The sequence below is a fragment of the Streptomyces sp. NPDC001137 genome, assembly GCF_040298885.1.
In the GTDB taxonomy this organism is placed as follows: Bacteria; Actinomycetota; Actinomycetes; order Streptomycetales; family Streptomycetaceae; genus Streptomyces.
Window position 1 is genome coordinate 326,899 of sequence record NZ_JBEPBA010000010.1, and the last position, 20,528, is coordinate 347,426.

Here is a 20,528-nt window from a genome sequence, read left to right on the forward strand (position 1 = left end):
CGGCCCGGGCGGAGCGCCGTCAGAGGCGCCGGGCCCCGCGCAGCCCCTGGGCGTAGTAGCCGTCACCGTCGAGCCGTGAGGTGCCGCCCTTGTCACCCATGGTGGGGCCCCCCGCGTTCTTCCGGCTGGAGATGAAGCGCGGGTGGTCGGCGGTGTCCAGGCCGAGGTAGACACCGATGTGGCCGATCCGTCCGCCGGGCAGCTCCCGTGTTCTGAAGAAGACCAGGTCGCCGGGCTGGAGCTGCTGGATGACAGCGGGGCGGCGGTCGGTGAGAGGGATCACGGGCACGCCGGGCCGCCCGTGGGCGATCGCGTCGGGGGTCCGCTGCAGCCCGCTGCCCGCCGCGCTGTCCCTGCTGTTCAGCGGGAACCCAGAACGGTATCCGTACACCAGCCGGACATAGCCGGAGCTGTCGACGGAGCGCGCGCGGTCCTTCTCGGGGCGGCGGGTGACCGTGTCGGGGAAGGCCCAGGGGATGCCCAGGTAGTCGTAGAAGTCCGAACCCGTGCGCTCCTTCGGCTTCCCTTGCCCGGCACGCTTGGAGTCGCCGGCGGTGCCCGGTGTGTAGCGGGCGGCACCGCTGTATTTGACTCCCGCTGCCGTCGTCCGGACCGGGGCACCGGCGACGTAGTCGAAGGCCGTGGCGAGGATGTCGGGGTCGCGGCTGCCGAGCCGGGACCTGAGCCAGGTCCTGAACCAGCCGCTCCGCTCCGCGCCACGGGCCCATGCCTTGGGCAGCAGCCGCACCCAGCTCTTGGTGACGACCTTGGCATCCGTCGTACGCGGCTCCGCGAACGTCCGGCTGGGCCCTGTCAGTACGGCTGTACGGGCGCCGTCGGTGAACGTGGCGATGACGGTGCCGTGCCGGTCGCGGGCGACCGTGCGGGCGGGGTTGCCGATCCGCTCGAAGTGCAGCGGGCCACTCCTGACCCGGATCCCGGAGCCCAGTGATGCCCGTGACATCCGGGATGCCCAGGATGCCGGTGGTGCCGGCGATGCCGCCGGGCTGTCGGTACGGTGCCTGAGCTGCAGGGTCAGCCCGCAGCTCGCCGGTAGCAGGACGGCTGTCACCAGGAACAGGACCGCGTTCCTGGTCAGGGAGAATCTACGGATTCTGGGCAGGAGGCGTTTCACTGGTCAACTCCGATGGGAGGAAAGGGGAGATGGCGCCGCAGGTCGGTGCGGGGGCGGCTCATTTCGTGGGCAGGGCGCCCAGCAGCAGCCCGGACACCAAGATCACGTAGGTGGCGAAGGTGACCGCGCCGGTGGAGAGGACCGTCGCCGTCTTTGGCTGCCTCTCCAGCTGGTAGGCGATGAGACCGGGGACGATGAACCCGAGGGCCTGATGGGCGAACAGCAGCGGGAACTGCTGTTGGAGCAACAGGGAGAGCCCGGCCTGGAGCAGGACACCGGTGAGCACGACGGCGGCGAACAGTCGCTTGCCGTAGAGGATGACGAAGCGCTGCAGCAGCTTGGTCAGCAGGTAGGTCAGGCCTGCCGCGGCCCCGACCATGGCGGCGCGCCGCAGATCGTCGACGAGGGTGAGGGCGAGCCAGCCGGGGGTGATCATGCCGCCCGGTGAGAGGTTCGTGGTCAGGTAGCACAGGAGGGAGAACACCAGACCGAGTGCGATGCCGATCGCGGCGATCTGCGGGGTGACTACTGCGGGGATCAACGGGACGCTCCATGGGAGGAGTGGTGGGGGGCGACGAGTGATGTGTGGGCGTCGCTCGGGTCAGCCCAGTCGGGGTGGTCGGGCGCGAGTGCCGCGAGCCGCTCCAGGAAGAGTTCGCCCTGGCCGTGGATGTTGCCGATGGCGACGAGCGAGGAGTCCGGCCCCAGGTGAGCCAGCAGATCCGTGGTGAGCCGGTCGGGGTCGCGGCGGTCGCCGCCGAGATCGACGACGTTCCCGGTCCAGTGGGCGGGTATGGCGTCGGCGGCCGACTTGGTGGGGTGGCCGATGAGGAACACCGTCTCCGGGTCGAGCCGGGGGATGAGCGCGCCCATCTGACCGTTGCGCTCCACACGGTCGGGACGGCAGTTGATGACGACGTGCAACGGACGGTGGATCGCGCCCAGTTCGAGCAGCTGCTTGATGTTCATCAGCGTCGACTCGGGGTCGTTGGCGGCGAAGACGTTCGCGAATCGCAGGCGCTTTCCGTCAGGGGTGCGGTACCGCTCGACGGACAGCACACCCGGGTCCGGCGGCGCCTCGTGCATTCCCTTCAGCGCGGTCTCCCGGTCGACGCCGAGCAGTTCGGCGACCGCGATGGCGATGGCGACGTTCTCCTTGAAGGTGAACCAGCTGAAGCCGCGCAGTTCCTCGTCGGTGACGGTTTCCGGGTCGGCGTGGACCAGCTTGCAGTTCCGGGCGTCGGCCTCCTCCTGGAGGATGTGGAAGCGCTCCTTCTCGGAGGTGACACAGACGCCGCCCTCCGGCATCGAGCGACACAGGGAACGGGCCACGTCGTCCAGCGTCGGGCCCATCTCGGCGAGGTGGTCCTCGCGGACGTTGCAGAGCACGCCGATGGTGGAGCGGATCAGCTTGGTCTGGTTGATCTCCTGGAGTGCGGGCATGACGGCCATGCACTCCATGACCAGGACATCGGGTCGGTAGCCGGCGGCCCGCCGGACGATGCCGATCTGCTCCACGATGTTGGCGATGCCGAACTTGCGGTAGACCGGCTCCTCGGTGGCATCGGGGTGGATGAACCGGGCCGCGGTGCCCGTGGTCTTGGCGACGGTCACCAGGCCGCTGCCGCGCAGCGCGCCCGCGCACAGCCGGGTGATGGAGGACTTGCCGCGAATGCCGTTGACCAGCACTCGGGTGGGTATGGCGGCGAGATTCGCGTCATGGCGGCGCTGTTCGACGATGCCTGCGAGGAGCAGGCCGGCGCAGCACGCCGCGAGGACGCAGTACAGGAAGAGCATGGCAGGTCAGCTCCTGGGACCGGGGCCTGACGGGGAAGTGGAGGAAGCGGACGCCCCGTCCGGGGAACCGGGCGCGGGCGGTGCGTCGGTGCGGAGGAGTCGCTGTCTGATCAGTTCGAGGCTGCGGGCGACGGATCCCACCTCGTCGTGGTAGCGCGGGTAGAGCACCGTTCTGCGGTCCCCGGCTGCCAACGCCTCGGCGCCCTGGGCGACTTCACGCAGCGGACGTACGACGACGAGGTACAGCCAGCCGAGGCAGAGGGCGCCCGTGGTCACCCCCAGCAGACCGACGAGCATGATCCGCCGCTGTGCCTCGTACTCGGGCAGACCGATCCAGAACACCGGTCTGATCGAGGCGACCTTCCAGCCGAGTGCGCTCGCGACGCCCAGCCTGTCGTTGAACGGCGCCACCGCGGCGACCGCCGGATCCCTCCAGCCGAGCAGCAGCTCGGCGGAGCCCTTGGTCGTGCGGACGGCCTTCATCTGGGCTCGCAGCCGGCCGTCGGAGACCCGCCCGAAGGCCACGAACCCCTTGTTGGACGCGATGACGCGATCCGCGGAGTCCACCAGCCATACCGAGCCGAGACCGGGGCGGTTGAGGATGCCGGTCAGGTACTGGACCTTGAACTCACCCACGACATAGTGGCGTCCGGACCTCGCCGGCGCGCCCTTGACCGGCTGGGCGGCCACGGCGGCGAGCACCGGTTCCGTGCCGGAGGTGTTCGTCTGTCTGACCCCGGGCCTGATGCGGACCTTCTTCGGGGTACGGGGTTCGTCGCCGGCCCGGAGGAGGATCCTGCCGGCGCCGTCGACGACGTACAGGGACCGATACCGGCCGTGCTGCTCCATGGATCTGTCGAGGACCTTGCCCGCGTCCTGCGACCGGGAAGCGTCGATCACGGTGGCGAGACGGGTGAGATCCGCGTATCCGTCGTTGATCCCCCTGCGCACGCGATCAGCCGTCGTCTCGGTGCGTTGCCGCTGGTCGTCGGAGATCAGCCGCGGTACGACGGCGGCCGGGCGCGGCAGGGTGCTGCCGAGCGTCAGCAGCATCGACGCGGGCCAGGCCAGCAGGGCGAACGCGCACACCACGAGGACGGTGCGCAGCCCGAGCCGACGCCGTCCCCTGTCCGTCCCGCGCAGCACACGCATCTCGGCCGGTGACTGCGCGGCCGTCTCCTGCGACGGCCCGCCGCTGCCCCGGAGTTGCCCGCGCAGTGCCTCCAGCGCGGCGCCGACCCGGGCAGGTTCCCCGAAGTGGGGCATGTGGACGGGAGCAGTGAGGTCACCCGAGCCGAGCCTCTGCGCTTCGCGACGCAACCGCAGCAGAGGCCGCTGCACCACCAGGTGGAGGGCGGCGGTGACCCCGGCCGCGAGGGCCAGGAGCACGGCTGCGGCGAGGAGGGCGAGACGAAGGTCACCGGTCCCGGCCCCATGGCGCTCGGTTTGCACCGTCGTGACGACCGTCAGTCCGAGTGCGCTGCTCGGACTCTCTTTCGCGGCAAGCCCCCGGGCCACTCCGGCGTACCCGACGGCGGTACGGGTGTTGCCGTCCGCCGCCCCGACGAGACTGCCGCTCGGACCATCGAAGCCGCCGGCGGCGGTGTCCGACGGTCCCTTGCTCTGCGCCTGGCGGGCTGCGGTGCCGGCCAGCGCCTTGGCCCGGTCGGTGCCGGATCCCGGCCCGGCCGAGGTGAGAGTGGCCCCGTCACGGTCCACGACGCCCAGCGTGTGCTTCTTGCCGACGGAGATGCCCGGCAGCTTCAGGCTCTGGGAGGCGACGAGCAACTCCTGCCTGCCACCCTGCGACAGCGTCGCAAAGGCCAGCAGCCGGGTGACGCCCGAGTCGTCCCGCACCAGTCTCGGTGGTGGGTTCGCCGGCAGTCCACGAAGGTTCACCTTCCCGAGCGGTACGGCCTCGCCCTGCGAGGCGAGCAGCCGACCGGTGGACTGGTCGACGACGGCGGTACCGCGCCACTTGGGGTAGGTCCGGTCGATGCGGCTCAGCACTCCGTCCGCCGGTACGGACTCGGAGCCCGCGAAGTCCGCGGCCGCTGTCCGCAGATCGGTGACGCTCTGGTCGACGGATCCCTGCAGCGCGATCGCCCCGTCCTCGGCGATGTGCTGCTGGGAGCTGAGAACGGCCTCGGGGACGCCCCGTTCAACATCGCTCCCGACCGCGAACACCGTCAGGCCGGCGACGAGCGCCAGCAGAACCGGCAGGGCCGCCAGTGGCGGCCGTACACCTCCTAACACAGCCATGTCCGCCCGACGCCGAGCGGAGCGCAATGTGGATATCGGGGATCGGGTGGTGGTCAAGAAGAATCCTTTCCAGGAAAGAAGTTCTCGACCTGTCTGACGACGGGAATGCTTCGCCGGTTTGTCGGAGAGGTGTGACGATACTCACCGAAAGAATGCAACAGCCACCATGACCTGCTGGTTTGCATACCTGTGACCATGGTGAATTTAGGCTTCACGAAATGCGAACAATTGCAATGGACCAACCCGCGAACGGGACGGCAATTACCCGCAAGGATTATTTTGCATTTCTTCTTCCTCCGCCATCCCGCAGTCGGCTGTTTCACCCCCGCCGATCGGCGGGGGTGCGGCAGTCGTAGAGGCCGAAGCTGCCCCTGGTGCGCCAGCCGTAGGCCCCGGAGCGGATGCGCTCGCAGTGGGACTTCACCCACGTCGTGGCGGGGGTGGTGGGTCGCAGGTGGGTGAGCAGCACGTAGCGGAGTTGGTGGCTGGCGATCAGGTTGCCGAGCTGCGGGGCGCTGGGGAAGGGGGTCTTCCCGGTGAACCCGCCCATGACGAGCACGGGTTGGGACTGAGCGCGCAGCAGACGTTCCGCGGGGTAGGCGGCCTGGGTCGCGAGCAGGTACTTCTCGCCCCTGCGGTGCGCGATGAGGTAGTCCAGCAGGGCGGTGTCGCGGGCGCTGGGCCGGTCGAGCTCGGCCCGGCGGAGAGCGGACGGGTCATGGAGAGCCCTGGCGTAGAACTCGCCGACCGGACCGGCCGTCGGGGACGTGGAGGCGCCCGCGTAGCGCGGATCGAGGGACGAGACGGCCCAGCCGGCGGGTACGAGCAGAGTGGCCGCGATTCCGGCGGCCAGAGAGCCTTGGACCAGCCTCCGGGAGGCGCGTGACCCGCCGGACCACAGGCCGACCGTCCCGCACACCGCGAAGATCATGGCGAACACCAGCAAGCGGGAGACGAACCAGGTCGGCCCGTCGAGTACGAGCGCCCAGGCCACCGTCAGCACGATCGCCGACGGCAGCCACAACCGTCGCCGGCCGCCCGCCTCGTAAGCGGACCAGAAGAGCGCGAGTCCGCCTCCGGCAAGCGCGGCGATCGCCGGGGCGAGCACGGCCGTGTAGTAGACGTGATTGCCGTTGGAGACGCTGAACACCACGGCATGGACGGCGAGCCAGCCGCCCCAGAGGAGGAAGCCCGCACGCGGCGGGTCGGTCCGCGGCTCACGGGCGCGCCGGATGAGGGCCGTTGCGACGGCGAGCACGGCGAGCGGCAGGAACCAGGCGATCTGCGGGCCGACGGTGTGGTTGACGAGCATCCCCCAGCCGGTGTTCCCGGTCGTACGGCCGGCGGCGGTGGCCGGAACGGCGCCGAACGCGGTGGCGTCGTCGCTGAAACGGCTCAGGCCGTTGTAGCCGAAGACCAGGCTGAAGGGGTTGTTGTTCGAGGTGGCGTCGATGTACGGGCGGCCGCCCGCGGGAGTCATCCACGCGATCAGAGCCCACGAGCAGGAGACGGCCAGCGTGACCGCACCGCCGAGCAGCAGGCGCAGAACCCTCTGCAACGGCGAGTTGGGCGCGGTGAGTTGATGGACCACGGCGAATACCGGCAGGACGAGCCAGGCTTGCAGCATCTTCGTCTGGAAGGCCAGCCCGACCCAGACGCCACACGCGATCAGCGGGAGCAGCCGCCCGGTCCGTACCGCCTTCTGCAGAGCTCCGGCGGCCGCCACCAGCAGCAGCGTGAGTGCGGTGTCCGGGATGGTGGCCCTGTTCAGTGCCACGGTGACCGGAGTGAAGGTGAGCGTCAGCGCGGCGATCAGTGCGGCGAGGGGCCCGGCCCATGCCCGTACGATCCGGTGCAGCAGCCATACGGTGAGCACGCCCTCGATCACATGGGGCAGCGCGGCCGCCCACGTGTGCGGCCCGAAGGTCCATACGGAGACGGCATCGGGCCAGAAGGCGCCCGGCACCTTGTCGAGGGTGATCGAAGCGCTGGTGTCGAGACCGCCGAAGAAGAAGGCCCGCCGACTGGTGGCCATCGACCGTATCGCCGCGCCGTAGTAAGGGTGGATCGCGGCGTGCCCCATGCCCCAGGCGTACAGCAGCGCGGCGACGCCCAGCACCGCGGCCAGCGCCGGACGTTCCCAGCGCGCCGGAACTTCCGGCCGGTCGGCGCTGTGGTGCGATTCCCGGCGGAGGCCACGGGAGGCGGCGCTCCGGGCAGTGGGGAGGGCAGCCATGGCGAAGTCCTTGGAGTCAGGGTTGAGGCGGAACGGCAGGTGAGAGGCGGAGGCCTGCGCGGGAGCCGCGAGGCTACGGCTTCCGGCGCCCGCACGCCGGAGGCCACCTCACGCTCGGACTTCCCGGGGTGCCCGCCCGAGGCTCATCGGACGCGATTCGCCAGTTCGGTGGCGCCGTTGAGCAGGTACTCCAGCGGTCCGCGGCGGAAGAGGCGGGACCAGACCGCCGCGAACACGGTGGCCCCCACGATGAAGCAGAGCAGCAGCGCGGCGGAGGCGGAATGCGGCGGGGTGGCCGCTTCACCGGGCAGGGCGAGGATCACCAGGATGTGACCCACGTAGAGAGTCAGGGACATGGTGCCGACGGCGATGACCGGCGCTGCGAGCCGGCGCAGCCACGGCAGCCGGGCCATCGCCACCGTCACACACAGCAGCACGGTGATCGCGATCCCCAGGCTGCCGATGAGGTCGAACGTGGAACCGGTGTGCGGCTCGGCTGCCAGGAGCCCCCATGCGTCGGGGCCACCCAGCCCACCACCGACCGGCGAGTCGAAGGAGCCCGATGCCATGCCGGGATCCTTCATGGCGGCGGGGTCCTTCATGGCGGCCATCCCGGCCGTGAGCTTCTGAGCGCCGCCGGTCACCCGGAGCACCAGCCATGAGACGCCGTATCCGAACGCGATCATCGCCGGACCCACCACGGCCAGCCGCCGCTGCACAGCACGGGAGCTCAGGTCCAGCCGGCCCAACGTCATGCCGGTGACCACGAACGTCATCCAGGTGATCGCCGGGTAGAGGCCGGTGAGCAGGAGATCGAGCACGCCTACGCCGCAGAGTCGCGCGATCGGGTCGTACGCGTCGATGCTGTGCACCATCGACTCGGTGAGCAGGGCCCGGATCACGTACGCCAGCTGCGGCGTGACGACCGCGAGCGTGACCGCGGTGATCGCGAGCGTCCTGGCCCGCAGCCGCAGCAGGGGCAGGGCCAGCAGGAAGTACACCGCGTAGAAGTTGAGGATCCCGGCGCCGCCGAAGTTGGTCATCGCCAGCGCGCTGCCCAGCGCCAGCAGGATCACGGCCCGGATCACGATCCGTGCCCTCGCCTGCCGGCCGGCCAGTCCGGTCTTCGGCTCGAAGCGGCCCCCGATCAGCATCAGCGAGAAGCCGGCGAGCGTGGCGAACAGCGCCGACGCCCGGCCGCTCGCGAGCTCCAGGAACCAGTCGCCGACGCCGCCGCCCGGCGTGGGTGCGGGGCCGACGTGCACGGCGAACATCCCGAACACGGCCAGTGCACGGGCGAGGTCCACCCCGACCAGCCGCGCCAACGGCGCGGGGCGTTCCGTCGCCGTGTCGGACCCGGCTGAGGGTAAGGGCCGGGGAGGCGTCTTCTCGGCGCTTTCGATCTCGGTCACCGGGACAACCCTGCCGAGGCGGTGGGCGGTCGACCATCCGCCGGGCTTCGGGAGGTGCCCCGCCAGTCGGCCGACCGACCCCCTCCGATTGGCGGGGGACGGTCTCGGCCGTACACGAACGACTGTGGCCGCCGACCTGGATGGCGTCACCCTCCGCCCGACGGCGGCAGCCCATCTGTGAAGCGGTGCCCGAGAGGCCCCCGAAGCAGGCTCCTGGTGGCTGCCACGGCCGACCGACAGGGACTGATTTGCTGGTTGGTGCCGCCGTTGCAGTCCCAGATCTGTGTCCGGGTGCCGTTGGTCTGCGAAAGGCCGGGCACGTCAAGGCACTTGCCGGAACCGGTGGCGTGGACCGGTCCCGTGGTGGTCCCACCGGTACCGCCGGAGCCGTCGAGTCCGAAGAAGGCGATGGCCACGGTGAGTTGCTCGATGCTCCGCGGCAGCGCTCCGTCGAACCCGCGCCACCAGAAGCCGTCACTGGCCACCGGGAACCCGTGGACACACCCCATCAGGTGGTCCGTCTCCGCGATCACCATGGCGAACCCCGGCCGCCGGATGTCGCCGGTGAGACGGTTCAGGAAGTCCTGCCGGCTGCGGCTGCGGTACGCCTCAGCGACGGACGTCTCTCGGGAGTCGACGTACAGATCCGCCAGCTCCCCGCCCAGGTCCTGCGCCAGCCAGCGGTTCACGCGGCGCAACCGCACCGCGCCCATGGTGGACGACTCGCCTGCATGCGGCTCGTGCGACTGCCCCTGCCTGGGCAGGTCCATCACCGCACATCGCCCGAGAGGTCCGCCACCAACGGAACACTCCGGTCCGGCGGGGCTGGAGCGACCGGGGCAGGGACGTCCCCGGGAGCCGGTGGCAGATGCCCGGGGGGAAGGCCCAGAAGCAGGAACCCCGCGCCGGTGAGGTCGAGGATCCGCCCCAGTGACTGCGGCGGGTTGTGCAGTCGCAGGATCCCGCCGGCCTCCCTCGTCCGCTGCCCGGCGCAGAGGAAGACATTGAGGCCACTGCAGTCGCAGAAGGTCACAGGGGTGAGGTCGACATCCACGATGCGGATGCCGTCGCTCAAGCACCGCGCCAGTGCCGCGCACACCAGCGGCGCCGATTCCAGGTCGATCTCACCAGCCAGGGTGACCAGCGCCCGGTCCCGTCGGTCATGACGGTAGATGCTGAGCTGGGGAAGGGGCATGACGCCTCGGTTCCAAAGACCATCCGGCAGCGAGGAAAGGACGCCAGGTCCCGGCCCCCCTTGGCGCGCTGTCGGCAGGGGCGTACGTTCGGCGGAGGTGGAACGACGGCGGTCCGAGGGCCTGTGCGACAGGACATGGGGTCCGCCCGGTTCTCTCCGGGGATGCGTCGGGTGACGGACGAGAGGTCCGCTCCACGCAGCCGTCTGTGTCGTGAGACGACAAGCCGCCGGGGTCTGGGACGCCTGTACGGCACGATAGTCCTGCCCCAGTGCGACAGACGGCCCGGAACCGCCCCATCTCAGGATGTGGACAATGTCGAAGGGTAACGGCGCGCTCATACCCGGTGCCCTGCACGGCACTTGGACCCATGACGGAAAGGCCGCTGCTCGGTTGCGCCTGGCTGTCGTGCTGTCAGGCCCGGACTGTCCTGGGCATTCGGGAGCCGGTCAGCGGGCCGGGCGCCGGGTGGAACGCCGGATGGAGCGGATCGCCAGGTAGAGCAGATCGACGATCAGAAGCAGTACGCCGATGGACATCAGGTAGGGCATCCCGTCGACGGCCGCGCCTGTGGCGACCAGAGCGATTCCGCCGATGAGCAGGGTCAGGAAGAGGAGCATGACGGGATGCCTCCTGGAAAGGAACCGCGCGGGATCTGCGTGGTCTCTCGGTACGGCACGACACGACACGCTGTGCCTGTGCTCGATGTCGCGTCGGCCGAGAAGTGGTACGTGACGGCCCCGGCGCACAAGGCCGCCAAGGGCCGGTGTCTTCGCGCACCCCGCCGGCGAAACGAGTGCGCCAGGCAGCGTGCTGTCGAGTTGATCCTCCGCGTGCCAGAACGCTCGGGTTCCAGGAATCCTGGGCGCCTCGCAGCCGGTACCGGCCCAGGGGACTCTAGGCGGTGCGTTCGGCGCGGTGGCGGGCTTCCCGGAGTCGTACCTTCGAGGGAAGGCGGTCCAGGCCGGCCGAGTCTCGTGCGTGTGCGAGTGTTTCCCGGCTCAGTCGCCCGAGAGTCGGCGCTGGATCGGCGTGTGGCTCCAACAGCAGCCGCACGCGTGCGGTCGGAGCGGTACGTCGACCCGTCAGCCGGACATGAGCCCGCGAGACCCCGTCCAGGGCTTGTGCCTCTGCCTCGATGACCCTCTCCAGCGCGCGGCCGTTGAGTCGGGCCGGCGCGCCCTCTTCGCTGTCGACGAGGACCTGGTCCAGGCGGTGTCTACGTTGCGCGAGGAGCCACCACAGCAGCAGGGCCAGCAGCACGACGAGCACCGCGATGACTGTCGGCCACCACCAGTCCTCTTCCCGCCACCGGGTGCGTCCCCAGGTGCCCAGCACCACATCGTCCGGCCCACGGAAGGGCCACCAGCCCGGCACGTCGAAATCCCAGTGGCGTGGCAGGTCCAGGGCGCCCAGCAGCACGCCGCCGCCCAGGGCGAACAGTCCGAGGCCGAGCAGTGCGAGCAGCACCCGGTTCACCGTCTTGAGCATCGGATCACCTCAGCCCTTCTTGGGGCGCCGGACGCGCACGGCCAGTGTGGGTTGCCGGGCCAGGCCCAAGGACGCCACGGCCTCGCCCAGCTCGGCGTCCAGGTCCGCGCGGACCTCCTCAAGATCGCGGAAATGTGCCCGCGCCCGGGCTTTGACCTTCCGGCGGCCGACAACGACCTGTGCCGACTGGACACCGGGCACCTGCATGGCCCGGTCGCGCAGAACCAGAGCGGCCGCGCGGCGGTCGAGCCCGGCTCGGACGTCCTCTGTCCCAGGGATACCGGTGGGCCGCCGCATGGGCAGCAACCTGCGCAGTCCCGGCGTCACCGCCAGCAGGAAGAGCCACAGGCCGAGGGCCATCGCGACCGCGGCCCCGACGATCATCCAGACGTCGTCCAGGGGCCGTGTGGCCAGTTCCTCGGCGAGCCGCCGCCGCCAGCGCATCGCATTCCGGCCTGCCCGCACCGCGATGACGTCGTACAGGAGAAATCCGACGGCCGCGGCGGACAGCAGGGCTGCCAAGGCCGCGGGAATCCGCCGCGACGACCAGAAACGGTGCGCCGACCGGTCTGATCCGTCGATCACCTTCGTAGCGCCCTCGGCCGCCCCCGGGGTGCCGTCGGCGGACGGAGCCGCCTGTCCCGGACCGGAGGAGAGGTCGCTGTCACCGGTCGGCTGCCGCGAGGTGTTCGCGCTCATCTCACCCTCTCCCGGTCCGTGTGCCGCGTATGCGCCGAGTGCAGTCGCCCGACCGATACCGCGAGGTCGGACACCTCCATGCCGGCCAGTGCACTGATCCGCTCGGTGACCTCCCGGCGCACCGCGGCGCACTGCGCCCCGACGTCGGAGGGATAGCCGAGCTCGACGGTGATGTGCAGCCGTGCCTCGCCCAGCACCGCCCGCCGTCCGGCGGCGGACTCGGCGTCCCGTCCTGCGCCGGTCCGTTCCGGCGCCCGCCGTACGGATGTGCTCACGTGTGGCGTCCGGCGGCCGGGTGGTACGTAGCCGGACGACTCGGCGAACCGGCTCAGCGCCTCGCGCGCCACCCGGGCCGCGATCTTCGCGACGACCCGGTCGGTGACGGCAGTCGCCCCGCGCTCCCTGCGGGGGACGCCCGGACGCTCATCGGCTTCCCCGCTCACCGCCGCCAGTCTCCCCGAGCCTGTCGCCGGTCGTCGCGGATCCGATCCTGCCGGTCCCGGCGGCGGACGAAGTCGCCCGGTTCGAGATCACCCTCCGTGAACCGCCCGATGACGAGACCGACGAGGCCCAGCACGAGCACCAGCAGGAAAGCCCAGAAGTCACCGAAATACGCGGCGAAACCCAGCGCCATTCCGGCCATCAAGCCCACCACGGCCCTGCTCATTTCGCGCTCCTTCACACACGCGGGCTGCCGCCCCGGCTACTGGATCCGCTGCCGTTCCTCCCCTTCGTCCTCCTCGTCGGGCAGTTTCACGTCGCTGACCGTGATGTTGACTTCCACGACTTCCCGACCCGCCATCCGCTCCACCGCGGAGATCACGTCTTCCCGCACCGCAGCGGCCACGTCCGTGATCGCGACGCCATATTCGACGACGAGCTCCAGATCGATGGCCGCCTGCAGCTCGCCGACCTCGACACTGACCCCGCGCGCGACCGATTTGCCGCTGCCGGCGCCGGGCATCCGCTCCCGCATGGATCCCATAGAGCGGGCGAATCCGCTGCCCAGGGCATAGACGCCGCGTACGTCCCGTGCCGCCATTCCGGCGATCTTCTCCACCACCACATCGGCGATGGTCGTCCGGCCGCGAGAACCGGGCGCACCGCCGAGCTTTACGCCGGTGTTCTCAGTCATCGGGATATTCCTCCCTCACGAGACACAGAGCACCAATTACTATGATTATAGTCTTTTTAGTACCTTTTTCCTGTCTTTAGAGAGTGAGACGGGGTGGTCCGACGAGTGGCCTGAGGCCCCTGCCCCGAGCTCTCGCGGACACTCGGGCAGCGCGCCGCGTGACAAGAACCGCGGCCGTGGAAGGAGGGTGAGAGGCCAATGACCGAGGCGTGGACGCAGGCAGTGAGAAGCCGGCTTGGCCTGGGCCGGCTGCTCCCGCTCGGCGGGCCCCGCGACGGGACGTGGATCACCGAGCAAGCGGCCGTCCAGGCCCTCGGGCGCACCGCCGCCGAGGTCCCCGGCGTCCGGCTGGAGTCCCTGCGCATCGGGTCGGCGCCGCTCCAACCCGTGTCCGAGCCGGCCGTCCGTCCGCCGGCCAGTGCGCTACCGCCTGGCCCGCTCACCATCGAGGCCGCCTTCACCGCATCCCTCGTGCGGCCGCTGCCGGAGACCGCCGACGAATTGAGGAGCACGCTGCTGGGCGCGGCCACCGAACGGCTCGGGCTGGCCACGGTGACGGTTGACATGCGCGTAACGGATCTCCGTGAGCTCCCGGAGGCCGGCGTGACGTCTCGGACCGCGGCGACGACCATGAGGCCCACGCCGGAAGCCGCAGCCGCGCGGAGCTCGCCTCCGGTGACCGGAACAGGGTCCATGCGGGGACTCGTCGGGGCGCTGGCGGCCGTCGCAGCGGGTGTGCCGGGCGTCGCCCGCCTCACCGCCGTGCTGGGCAGCCGCCCGGTCAGGGTGGAGGACCATGATGATCCACCCGGCCGACACATCGAGGTTCACCTCGCGGTCGGCCCCGGACACCATCCCTTGCAAGTCGCCCGCGCCGTCCGGGAGGCGGTGGCCGAGGCAGCCACCACTGACGCCCCGGGCCCTGTCACCGTCGCCGTCCTCATCACGGAAACCGCGGCCTGGCGACGGACCTCGCCGGTCACCGTGGTGAGTGCCCCTCAGTGATCAGCAGCCCCTCCCTTCACCGGCCGTCCCCGGTTCTTCCCTGACAGTGCGCGGACCGCCCCGCCAGCCCTGTCCTGCCACGGTGTGAGACCTGTCCGGCAGGGAACCCGCATGCAGACAGAGGGCCTGCGCTGCCGCCGACAGACGAAGCAGACCTCGTCCTTGCTCCGCGGTCACGCGATGTGCACCGCAACGGGGCAAGCGCGTCCCTGACGTGGCCCGGTCTCAGCAACTCCCGAGGCGGCGCCTGACCATCTGCCTCCTCCGGAGAGAGCTTCAACGACATGACCACCAACACCACGGTCCACCCCCCCCGCCCTCGGGGACATCCGGCAGTGACTTCGCCCGATTGTCGAGAAAGATCGCTGATGCCGGCCTGCTGGGGCGCCGTCCCGGCTACTACACAGTGCGGATCACAGCGGTGGCCACGCTCTACGTCGGTGGGTGGGCCGTCGTCGCGCTCATCGGCGACAGTTGGTGGACGCTGACCGTCGCCGGTTTCCTGGCCGTCGTCTTCGGCCAGGTCGCCCTGCTCGCCCATGACGCGGCCCACCGCCAGGTGTTCCGCCGACGCCGGGCCAACCCCGGCGTCCCCGCCTAGAGGTACTGCCGATGCCCCGCGCCGATGCGGCGCTCATGCACGCACCGTTCAACTCCCTCGCCGGGTTCGACAGCGAGGAACTGACGACCGAGGAGCAGATCGCCATCCTGCCCGCCCGGCACCCCCTCGCCGCGCGCAGGACTCTGTCCCTGGCCGACGTCAGCGACATCCCCGACCTTCCGCTCGCCCGCTGGCCCCGCCACGGCACGTACCCACCCGGCCCGGGCCCCGAGATCCACGACCAGACGCAGCTGGCCCAACTGATCGCCCTCGGACGCACCGTGGCCGTCTTCCCCGACTCCGCCCGCGCCTGGCTGTGGGCCGAGCACACCGCCGTCCCCCTGACCGACGCACCCCCCGTCGTCACCCACATCGCCTGGCCCGCGCACAGCCGCTCGCTCGCCCTCGCCGGGCTGATCCGCACGGCCACACAGCTATGACCCTCTCCTGCCTTCCCTCGACGGCGTACGAGCGCCCGCGTTCTTCCCCGGTCAGGCGGCTACCGCCACGCGCTTGCCGAGTGCGCTGAAGTCGACGTCGAGCTGGGCGTCGTAGTCGTCCGGGGTGATGCCGAGCTCGTAGGTGGAGTTCTCACCGAAGCGCATGATGTGCGTCGCGGCCGTCACCCGGCCGACCTCGTGGAAGGCAATCATGCGCCCAGCCTGTCGGCGAAGCGCGGTCAACAGCGGTGCAGCCGTGTCCTGCGGCTGCGCGCTCGGTCGTTCGAGTGCAGGCAGGCGTGATCCTCAACCAACGCTGGTCGGCGATGAGTTGTACGCACGGCGGGCCGCTCGTCGGTTGTCAGTCCGGCCGTTGGGTGCGGTTCTCGTGGGCGAGGCCGTCCGGGTGGGCAGCACTGCGCTGCCCGAGGGGAAGGACCAGGGCCCGCAGCAGCACAGGGGCCGGCGACCGGAGGACCGTGGGATCCGACGGTCGACGGACCGCTCCGATGTCCTGCCATCCCCACGACAGGAAGGTGTCGCATGTCAGGGCGTCGGCTTGGTCGACCAGGGTCGCCCCGAGCGAGGCGTGGTGGTCGGCGAGCAGACGTTGCTGGAGTCGGCGGGCGAGGCCCTGGTCGTCCGTATGGGGATGCACCACGATCTCGGTGATCGCGAAGACGTGTCCGGACACGGTGAGCTGTTCCACGCTCTGCGGCAGGGGCCCGTCGAACCCCCTCCACCATGTTCCCTCGCGCGGTACGGGGAATCCGTACGCGCACCCGGCGAAGGCCGTGTCCTCGGCGATCAGCAGGGCGAATCCGGCCCGCCGGATGTCGCCGGTGAGCCGCCGCAGAAACGCTTCCCGCCCCCGGTACTCCTGGCCTGCCTGCGCCCGGGAGGACTCCACGTACAGATCGGCGAGGTCCTCCCGCAGGGTCTCGGCCTGCCAGCGGTTCAGTCGGCGCAGACGTACCGCGTGGGCGGGAGTCGATCCCTCGCTCCATGGCGGCTCGCGGCGGAGCGGGGCCGTCACGGCGCACCGCCCGCGGCAGCGGGAACCCGACCGGGTGATGGTCGAACGGCGAACGGCTCGTGGAGCAGGAAGCCGGAGCCGGTGATCTCGATGATGCGGGCCATGACCGGCGGCGGACAGTACAGTCGGAGGCCTGTTCCGGCATCGGTGGCCGTCCGGTGTGCCGCGAGGAAGACGTTGAGTCCGCCGGCGTCGCAGAAGGTGGCCGCCGTGAGATCGACGTCGACGTAGCGGACGCCGTCGAGCACGCATGCGGCCACTGCGGTGCGTACGAGCGGGGCGGTGGCCGTGTCGATCTCTCCTGCGAGGGTGATCAGGGTGCGGTGGCTGCGGTCGTGCCGGTGGACTTTCAGCTGGGGTAGGGGCATGGCTCCTCGGTTCGGGGTGCCCGTCGCGGCGTACCGCCGATGCAGGGATGTACGTGGTGAGGAGTGAACGGCCGGTCCGGCGGCCCGAGTCGGGGAGGGCGGTGGTGGATCGGCCGTTCGGAGATGTGCCTGGCGATCGGACGGAAGGTCCGCACCCGGCGGGCATCGTGTCCTGAAGGGTTACCGTCCGGGGCGCGGACGGCGCTGTCGGAAGCCTGGTCGGCTCGGAGGGAAGCAGGACACGGAAAGACCCCGGCCTGTCAGGAGCGGTGCGGCGGCCGGGGTCCCGGGCTGCGGGCTGTGCGCATCAGTTCGTTCGGTTCGCCCGTTCGGTGACGGGCGGGGAGTGCCTGCCGGAGACGGGCTCACCCGGCTCCGTCACGGGTGCGGCGCCGGGGCCGGAGCCGCCCGCGTCCGCCGTCGCGATGGTCGCGGCGGCGGCCGGCGCTGCCCGTCCCCACCCCGCCGCGGGCCTTCCGCGGAGCCGACGCGGCCGGTCCCGCGACAGGCGTTCCGGAGCGGCCGTAGTGGAAGGCGGCGATGCGGTCGCCGTGCTGTGCGTCGAGCAGATGGATGAGGAACACCCCGAGAGCGATCATCGCGAGGATCACGAGCACCGTCACGAACGTCTCCACGGCTCTCACCTCCCCATCGGCCGATACGGCGGCGCAGCGGTCACGGCCGGGATCCGTGGACGTGCGACCGGATCGCGGGCCGCATGTCCTCCTTCGGAGACCCAGACCGCCTCGACGGCACGGTCGGTCTCGGACACCGTCCGCAGGCGCGCCGCCTCCTCCATCAGCCGGCTCGCGGTCGACGTGCCCAGTGGGTCGCTCGCGGCGGCCATCAACCAGGCGGCCGAGACGGGAGTCGTCTGCGGCGGGACCACGAGGAGGTTCCAGCGGCCCGTGCGGTAGGAGAGCAACAGCAGTTCATGCGGGTCCTGCTCGGCCAGGAACCAGCCCACCTTCACCACATGCCCGGCGACGGGCACCTTGCGCGGGACGACCGGCCAATGGGTGGGATTCACCGTGACCCGGGTGATCCGCCCCCACAGCGGATCCAGCACGTCGGTCAGGGAGGGGAGTTCCGCCACCAGATCGCGGGAGCGGGGCCACCAGGCGCCGTCCAGCAGAGCCGGTGCGGAACCGACGGGAGCCAGGGACAGACGGACGGAGGACGAGGAGGAACGGTCTTCCGCTTCGGCTGTCGGCGGGAGGGAAATGGTCGCAGTCATGACGCGAACCCTGCCCCGGGCCGGCCGTAACCGGCCCGGCATATTCGATCGCCGAAAACGTCACAAGCATGGAAGCCGGTGCGCGAAATATCCTCGGTGATTTCAGCGTACTCCTCGGACAGGCTCAACGGACCGTTCGGTCGGCGGAGGAACGACCCGGTGCGCAGCTGGGCCTCGGACGCCGTAGTGCCCGCAGACGCATCATCCGATGACGGCAGGGTTGTTTCGGTAGGGGACTCGGTGTACAAGGCGGGTTTCAGCAGCGTTCCCCTGGGGACTGGGCCCACCCAGACTTCTCCGGTTCAGCCAACGTGCCGGCGGAGCCGCACGGGCGGGGTGACGAGAGGGTGCGGAAAACCGGGCCCGGCCGCCGCCCCGCCGCGCGTGTGCGCGGCAGTACGCTGGGTGCACGGCCGCCCGTGACCCCGGCCCTCTCCGTGCAGCACCGTTCCGCGCAACAGAGGCCCTGCGCAAGGCGAAAGCCACTCCACCGACAGAGGAGATGGGCGCGAATGAGCCCGTATCCCGATCTGTTCGACGAGTGCCATGTGGTCCGGGCCGGCGGTGAGCTGGACGTGACGACCGCGCCGGCCTTCGCGCACGACCTGGAGGCCGCCCGGTGCGACGGCGGGCCCCCCTTCCTCATAGTCGACCTGCGCGGCGTGACCTTCATGGACGGCAGCGTCCTGGATCCGCTGTGCGCGGCGTGGCACGACTGTCGCCGGCGGGGCGGATGGGTGCGCGTCGTCCACGTCCGACCGGGCACGACCCTCCTGTTCCGGGCCTGTGGCCTGCTGGCCCGTTTCCCCCGGTACGCCAGCCCCCGGGACGCCTGGCGGGGCATACCCGCCGGCCGCACGGCACCGGACCGGCCCACATGAGGTGCGACGGCGGCTGCGCGGTGCCCCGCGGCACGGAGCCCCGCCCGTGGCAGAATCGGGCACCGTGATCAGCGACGGCATGGCCGAGGTGCTGCGCCGACTGCACCTCGACGCGCCCGGGGATCCGGCGGCGGCCTGGGCGCGGGTCCTCGGCGCCGAGGGCGTCGCGCTGACACTGCTCGTCGGCGCCGAGCGGACGCCGGAGCCACTGTGGTGTCACCCCGAGCTGAGCGCGCGGTTCGACGAGCTCCAGTTCACGCTGGGCGAGGGCCCGGCACCGGACGCGATCCGCACCGGCTCACCCGTCCTGGAGCCGGACCTGGACCGCGTCCGCCCCGAGCGCTGGCCCGCGCTGCTGTCCGCCGCGGCGGAGCTGGGGGTCCACGGTGTCTGCTGTTTCCCGCTCGGCATCGGTGCCATCCGGGTCGGCGTACTGACCGTGCTGTGCGACGGGGACCGGCGGATGGGCGAGCAGCAGTACGCGGACGCCGGCGCCCTGGCGGCCGCGCTGACCGGCGCGTTCCTGGGCGGGGACCTGCGCCGGGGCGGGGACGGTTCGCCGCTCGGAATTCCGGAGCCACCGTCGGTGCTGCACCGCCCGGCCGTGCACCAGGCCACGGGAATGATCAGCGTCCAGCTCGATGTGTCCATGCAGGAAGCGCTCCTGTGCCTGCGGGCCCACGCCTACGGCAGCGAACGCCCCCTCGGGGAGGTGGCCGAGGACGTGGTCGCCCGCAGGCTCCGTTTCCGCAACGACCCCACCGACGACTTCACCGACGATTTCGACGACGATGGAAGCGGGCCGAATTCGCCCGACGGAGGAAAGGGATGATCGGCATGGCCCGCGAACGACGTCTGGCCGAGATCTTCGTGGAGGTCGCCGACTCCCTCGTCGACGACTTCGACGTCATCGACCTGCTGCAACGACTGTCCACACGCTGCGTCGAGCTGCTCGACGTGTCGGCCGCCGGCATCCTCCTCGCCGACGCGAACGGCGAACTGCAGATCATCGCCGCCTCGGACGAACACACCCGGCTGCTGGAGCTGTTCGCGCTCCAGCAGGACCAGGGCCCGTGCGTGGAGTGCTACCGCACCGGCAACGCCCGCACCAACATCGACCTGACGCGCCCGGAGACGACCGTGCCCTGGCCGCGCTTCGCGGCCCGCGCCCGCGAGACCGGGTACGTGGCCACCCACGCCATCCCGCTGCGCCTGCGCAGCAGGATCGTCGGCGCGCTCAACCTCTTCCAGACCACACCGCAACGCCTCGGCGACGACGACATCGCGCTCGCCCGCGCCCTCGCCGACGTGGCCACCATCGCGATCCTGCAGCAGCGCACGCTGGAGCAGTCGCACGTCGAGAACAGCCAGCTGGAGACCGCGCTGAGCAGCCGCATCCTGATCGAACAGGTCAAGGGCGTGCTGGCGGAACGCTGGAACACCTCCGTCGACGACGCCTTCGCCGCGTTCCGGTCGTACGCCCGCGCCCGCCACCTGCGTCTGTCGGAGTTCGCCACGCAGATCATCTCGGGCGGCTTCGACACCGCGGACATCCCGCCACCGGCACCGGACCGTTCCGTGGACCGCGGCGGCTGACCTC

General features: G+C 70.8%; 23 protein-coding genes and 2 pseudogenes. 6 read left to right on the plus strand and 19 right to left on the minus strand.

Going from position 1 to position 20,528, the window contains the following annotated elements; all coding sequences use genetic code 11:
* Positions 1-19 precede the first annotated feature (19 nt).
* The 14 genes from ABT254_RS22450 to ABT254_RS22515 form a co-directional block, all read right to left on the minus strand.
* Positions 20-964 carry an NlpC/P60 family protein gene (locus ABT254_RS22450; protein ID WP_351472742.1) on the minus strand — a complete coding sequence of 315 codons (945 nt, stop codon included), beginning with the start codon at positions 962-964 and terminating at the stop codon, positions 20-22.
* Between the two features lie 229 nt (positions 965-1,193).
* Entirely contained in the window at positions 1,194-1,676 is a 483-nt protein-coding gene (locus ABT254_RS22455; RefSeq protein WP_351472745.1) for a poly-gamma-glutamate biosynthesis protein PgsC/CapC, read from the minus strand.
* Complete coding sequence (gene pgsB / locus ABT254_RS22460) at positions 1,673-2,932, minus strand: poly-gamma-glutamate synthase PgsB (protein WP_351472748.1); 1,260 nt, start codon at positions 2,930-2,932, stop codon at positions 1,673-1,675. The genes ABT254_RS22455 and pgsB overlap by 4 nt, the downstream gene beginning before the upstream one ends.
* 6 nt (positions 2,933-2,938) lie before the next feature.
* Positions 2,939-5,194 carry a HAMP domain-containing protein gene (locus tag ABT254_RS22465; protein WP_351472751.1) on the minus strand — a complete coding sequence of 752 codons (2,256 nt, stop codon included), beginning with the start codon at positions 5,192-5,194 and terminating at the stop codon, positions 2,939-2,941.
* A gap of 319 nt (positions 5,195-5,513) precedes the next feature.
* Positions 5,514-7,430 (minus strand): ArnT family glycosyltransferase, encoded by a 1,917-nt coding sequence (locus ABT254_RS22470; protein WP_351472754.1) that lies wholly within the window; start codon positions 7,428-7,430, stop codon positions 5,514-5,516.
* A gap of 143 nt (positions 7,431-7,573) precedes the next feature.
* Positions 7,574-8,842, minus strand: a complete 1,269-nt coding sequence (locus tag ABT254_RS22475; protein WP_351472757.1) for a DUF418 domain-containing protein — start codon at positions 8,840-8,842, stop codon at positions 7,574-7,576.
* Between the two features lie 146 nt (positions 8,843-8,988).
* A complete protein-coding gene (locus ABT254_RS22480; protein ID WP_351472760.1) occupies positions 8,989-9,612 on the minus strand; it encodes an RICIN domain-containing protein in 624 nt (207 codons plus the stop codon).
* Positions 9,612-10,037: an STAS domain-containing protein gene (locus ABT254_RS22485; RefSeq protein WP_351472763.1), complete on the minus strand. Its 426-nt coding sequence runs from the start codon at positions 10,035-10,037 to the stop codon at positions 9,612-9,614. Before ABT254_RS22485 ends, ABT254_RS22480 begins: the two co-directional genes overlap by 1 nt.
* A 447-nt stretch (positions 10,038-10,484) precedes the next feature.
* Positions 10,485-10,655 carry a hypothetical protein gene (locus ABT254_RS22490; RefSeq protein ID WP_351472766.1) on the minus strand — a complete coding sequence of 57 codons (171 nt, stop codon included), beginning with the start codon at positions 10,653-10,655 and terminating at the stop codon, positions 10,485-10,487.
* Positions 10,656-10,932: 277 nt separating this feature from the next.
* Positions 10,933-11,526, minus strand: a complete 594-nt coding sequence (amaP, locus tag ABT254_RS22495) for an alkaline shock response membrane anchor protein AmaP (RefSeq protein ID WP_351472769.1) — start codon at positions 11,524-11,526, stop codon at positions 10,933-10,935.
* A 9-nt stretch (positions 11,527-11,535) separates the two neighbouring features.
* Positions 11,536-12,225 carry a DUF6286 domain-containing protein gene (locus ABT254_RS22500; RefSeq protein WP_351472772.1) on the minus strand — a complete coding sequence of 230 codons (690 nt, stop codon included), beginning with the start codon at positions 12,223-12,225 and terminating at the stop codon, positions 11,536-11,538.
* Positions 12,222-12,668 carry an Asp23/Gls24 family envelope stress response protein gene (locus ABT254_RS22505; protein ID WP_351472775.1) on the minus strand — a complete coding sequence of 149 codons (447 nt, stop codon included), beginning with the start codon at positions 12,666-12,668 and terminating at the stop codon, positions 12,222-12,224. The genes ABT254_RS22500 and ABT254_RS22505 overlap by 4 nt, the downstream gene beginning before the upstream one ends.
* Positions 12,665-12,892 carry a hypothetical protein gene (locus ABT254_RS22510; RefSeq protein ID WP_351472778.1) on the minus strand — a complete coding sequence of 76 codons (228 nt, stop codon included), beginning with the start codon at positions 12,890-12,892 and terminating at the stop codon, positions 12,665-12,667. The genes ABT254_RS22505 and ABT254_RS22510 overlap by 4 nt, the downstream gene beginning before the upstream one ends.
* Positions 12,893-12,928: 36 nt before the next feature.
* On the minus strand, positions 12,929-13,360 hold the full coding sequence (locus ABT254_RS22515) for an Asp23/Gls24 family envelope stress response protein (RefSeq protein ID WP_351472781.1): 432 nt from the start codon (positions 13,358-13,360) through the stop codon (positions 12,929-12,931).
* Positions 13,361-13,558: 198 nt separating this feature from the next.
* Between ABT254_RS22515 and ABT254_RS22520 the strand changes: the two genes are divergently transcribed.
* The 3 genes and pseudogenes from ABT254_RS22520 to ABT254_RS22530 form a co-directional block, all read left to right on the plus strand.
* On the plus strand, positions 13,559-14,365 hold the full coding sequence (locus ABT254_RS22520) for a hypothetical protein (protein WP_351472784.1): 807 nt from the start codon (positions 13,559-13,561) through the stop codon (positions 14,363-14,365).
* Between the two features lie 349 nt (positions 14,366-14,714).
* Positions 14,715-14,948, plus strand: a pseudogene (locus ABT254_RS22525) (acyl-CoA desaturase); the annotation flags it as partial.
* Positions 14,945-15,406: pseudogene (locus ABT254_RS22530) on the plus strand (LysR substrate-binding domain-containing protein); the annotation flags it as partial. The pseudogenes ABT254_RS22525 and ABT254_RS22530, both read left to right, overlap by 4 nt.
* 51 nt (positions 15,407-15,457) lie before the next feature.
* On the opposite strand, the gene ABT254_RS22535 reads toward ABT254_RS22530, so the two are convergent.
* From ABT254_RS22535 to ABT254_RS22555, 5 genes are all read right to left on the minus strand, one after another.
* Entirely contained in the window at positions 15,458-15,619 is a 162-nt protein-coding gene (locus ABT254_RS22535; protein WP_351472787.1) for a hypothetical protein, read from the minus strand.
* Between the two features lie 148 nt (positions 15,620-15,767).
* Complete coding sequence (locus tag ABT254_RS22540; protein WP_351472790.1) at positions 15,768-16,442, minus strand: hypothetical protein; 675 nt, start codon at positions 16,440-16,442, stop codon at positions 15,768-15,770.
* A complete protein-coding gene (locus tag ABT254_RS22545; RefSeq protein WP_351472792.1) occupies positions 16,439-16,810 on the minus strand; it encodes an STAS domain-containing protein in 372 nt (123 codons plus the stop codon). Before ABT254_RS22545 ends, ABT254_RS22540 begins: the two co-directional genes overlap by 4 nt.
* Positions 16,811-17,175: 365 nt before the next feature.
* On the minus strand, positions 17,176-17,445 hold the full coding sequence (locus ABT254_RS22550) for a hypothetical protein (RefSeq protein ID WP_351472795.1): 270 nt from the start codon (positions 17,443-17,445) through the stop codon (positions 17,176-17,178).
* A 5-nt stretch (positions 17,446-17,450) separates the two neighbouring features.
* On the minus strand, positions 17,451-18,047 hold the full coding sequence (locus ABT254_RS22555) for a DUF5994 family protein (RefSeq protein WP_351472797.1): 597 nt from the start codon (positions 18,045-18,047) through the stop codon (positions 17,451-17,453).
* 512 nt (positions 18,048-18,559) lie between these two features.
* Between ABT254_RS22555 and ABT254_RS22560 the strand changes: the two genes are divergently transcribed.
* The 3 genes from ABT254_RS22560 to ABT254_RS22570 are packed head-to-tail and all read left to right on the plus strand — an operon-like array spanning position 18,560 to position 20,524.
* Complete coding sequence (locus ABT254_RS22560; protein WP_351472800.1) at positions 18,560-18,928, plus strand: STAS domain-containing protein; 369 nt, start codon at positions 18,560-18,562, stop codon at positions 18,926-18,928.
* A gap of 46 nt (positions 18,929-18,974) precedes the next feature.
* A complete protein-coding gene (locus ABT254_RS22565; RefSeq protein WP_351472803.1) occupies positions 18,975-19,760 on the plus strand; it encodes a GAF and ANTAR domain-containing protein in 786 nt (261 codons plus the stop codon).
* On the plus strand, positions 19,757-20,524 hold the full coding sequence (locus tag ABT254_RS22570) for a GAF domain-containing protein (protein WP_351472806.1): 768 nt from the start codon (positions 19,757-19,759) through the stop codon (positions 20,522-20,524). Before ABT254_RS22565 ends, ABT254_RS22570 begins: the two co-directional genes overlap by 4 nt.
* Positions 20,525-20,528 lie beyond the last annotated feature (4 nt).

Bases quoted from the DNA above. Each gene is read 5' to 3' on its own strand.
- ABT254_RS22450 (WP_351472742.1), bottom strand. From the start codon at position 964: ATGTCACGGGCATCACTGGGCTCCGGGATCCGGGTCAGGAGTGGCCCG.
- pgsB (WP_351472748.1), bottom strand. From the start codon at position 2,932: ATGCTCTTCCTGTACTGCGTCCTCGCGGCGTGCTGCGCCGGCCTGCTC.
- ABT254_RS22465 (WP_351472751.1), bottom strand. From the start codon at position 5,194: ATGGCTGTGTTAGGAGGTGTACGGCCGCCACTGGCGGCCCTGCCGGTT.
- ABT254_RS22470 (WP_351472754.1), bottom strand. From the start codon at position 7,430: ATGGCTGCCCTCCCCACTGCCCGGAGCGCCGCCTCCCGTGGCCTCCGC.
- ABT254_RS22480 (WP_351472760.1), bottom strand. From the start codon at position 9,612: ATGGACCTGCCCAGGCAGGGGCAGTCGCACGAGCCGCATGCAGGCGAG.
- ABT254_RS22485 (WP_351472763.1), bottom strand. From the start codon at position 10,037: ATGCCCCTTCCCCAGCTCAGCATCTACCGTCATGACCGACGGGACCGG.
- ABT254_RS22490 (WP_351472766.1), bottom strand. From the start codon at position 10,655: ATGCTCCTCTTCCTGACCCTGCTCATCGGCGGAATCGCTCTGGTCGCC.
- amaP (WP_351472769.1), bottom strand. From the start codon at position 11,526: ATGCTCAAGACGGTGAACCGGGTGCTGCTCGCACTGCTCGGCCTCGGA.
- ABT254_RS22500 (WP_351472772.1), bottom strand. From the start codon at position 12,225: ATGAGCGCGAACACCTCGCGGCAGCCGACCGGTGACAGCGACCTCTCC.
- ABT254_RS22510 (WP_351472778.1), bottom strand. From the start codon at position 12,892: ATGAGCAGGGCCGTGGTGGGCTTGATGGCCGGAATGGCGCTGGGTTTC.
- ABT254_RS22515 (WP_351472781.1), bottom strand. From the start codon at position 13,360: ATGACTGAGAACACCGGCGTAAAGCTCGGCGGTGCGCCCGGTTCTCGC.
- ABT254_RS22520 (WP_351472784.1), top strand. From the start codon at position 13,559: ATGACCGAGGCGTGGACGCAGGCAGTGAGAAGCCGGCTTGGCCTGGGC.
- ABT254_RS22535 (WP_351472787.1), bottom strand. From the start codon at position 15,619: ATGATTGCCTTCCACGAGGTCGGCCGGGTGACGGCCGCGACGCACATC.
- ABT254_RS22545 (WP_351472792.1), bottom strand. From the start codon at position 16,810: ATGCCCCTACCCCAGCTGAAAGTCCACCGGCACGACCGCAGCCACCGC.
- ABT254_RS22555 (WP_351472797.1), bottom strand. From the start codon at position 18,047: ATGACTGCGACCATTTCCCTCCCGCCGACAGCCGAAGCGGAAGACCGT.
- ABT254_RS22560 (WP_351472800.1), top strand. From the start codon at position 18,560: ATGAGCCCGTATCCCGATCTGTTCGACGAGTGCCATGTGGTCCGGGCC.
- ABT254_RS22570 (WP_351472806.1), top strand. From the start codon at position 19,757: ATGATCGGCATGGCCCGCGAACGACGTCTGGCCGAGATCTTCGTGGAG.